The sequence below is a fragment of the Roseibium sp. RKSG952 genome, assembly GCF_009711355.1.
The window spans coordinates 1-1135 of record NZ_SMMF01000461.1; the positions used below are offsets into that span (position 1 = coordinate 1).

At 51.9% G+C, this 1135-nt stretch carries 1 protein-coding gene; it reads left to right on the forward strand.

Translation table 11 applies throughout. From position 1 onward, the window contains the following. Positions 1–7 precede the first annotated feature (7 nt). The coding region (locus tag E1297_RS01570) for an AMP-binding protein (RefSeq protein ID WP_368669428.1) at positions 8–1135 on the forward strand (1128 nt) is incomplete at its 3' end.

Consider the following 1135-nt stretch of genomic DNA (forward strand, 5'->3'; position numbering starts at 1 on the left):
GGAGCTTGTGCTGCATGGCTTCAACGACACTGCTGCCGACTATCCGACAGATAAGACCGTTATTGATCTGTTTACAGATCAGGTCCAGATGCGCCCGGATGCTCCTGCGATGATCGATGGCGATCAGATACTGTCCTACGGCGAACTAGACAAAACCTCGAACCGTTTAGCGGGCTATCTGATTGCACGCGGTGTCGGGCCGGAATGTGTGGTCGGCGTGTACCTGGAGCGTTCCGCGGAATTGATCATCGCGCTCTTGGCAATCTGGAAGGCGGGCGGGGTCTATCTGCCCCTTGATCCAAACTACCCTCAAGAGCGGCTTGCCTTCATGCTTGAGGATGCCGGAGCGGGTTTGGTTTTGACAAGCCAGAAGCTCGGCGAAAGACTGCTTAGCCCAAGCGACAGGGCCGGACATCAGACTTTTGTTCTGGATGGCACTGCGACCTCGGTTGAAATGACCCAATTTTCGGAAATAGAGGTCAAGGATCCTGAACAGTCTACGTCGACCTTCGCACAGTCTCTTGCTTATGTAATCTACACGTCGGGGTCAACCGGCCAGCCAAAAGGTGTTGGTGTCAGCCAAGACAATTTGTACAAATTTCTTTGCTGGGTCATGACATCTGCTGCAACGCCGGAAGCGTTGGAGATGGTCCTGACAACTTCTTCCGGTTTTGACAGTTCGATCCGAGAAATGTTGTTGCCGCTTATTGGGGGAGGCGTTCTTTGGTGCGCACGCACTAGTGTTTTACTCATGGAGCCGGGTCAACTTGAAAAGCTTCCAATCAACGCTCTCAATACGACGCCCTTGGTGCTGGATCAGCTGTTTGGGGTGATGCCAGAGGCTTGGCTAAACAAATTGCATTTTGTTTATTGTGGAGGGGCGGCTCTGCCTATCTCTCTGAGGGAGCGTGTTGCTCAAAAATTAGACGGTGCAGATCTTGTTTTTGGTTATGGACCAACTGAAGCAACCTGCAATGTAACCTCCATGATTTTCGACGCTTTTGCCCCACAAGGATACCACAATATCGGGAAACCAATTCCAAATACACAAGCTTACATTGTCAATTCGCATATAGCGCCTGTTCCCCTCGGCGTTGCAGGCGAGTTGCTGATTGGCGGGGTTCAGGTTTCGCGC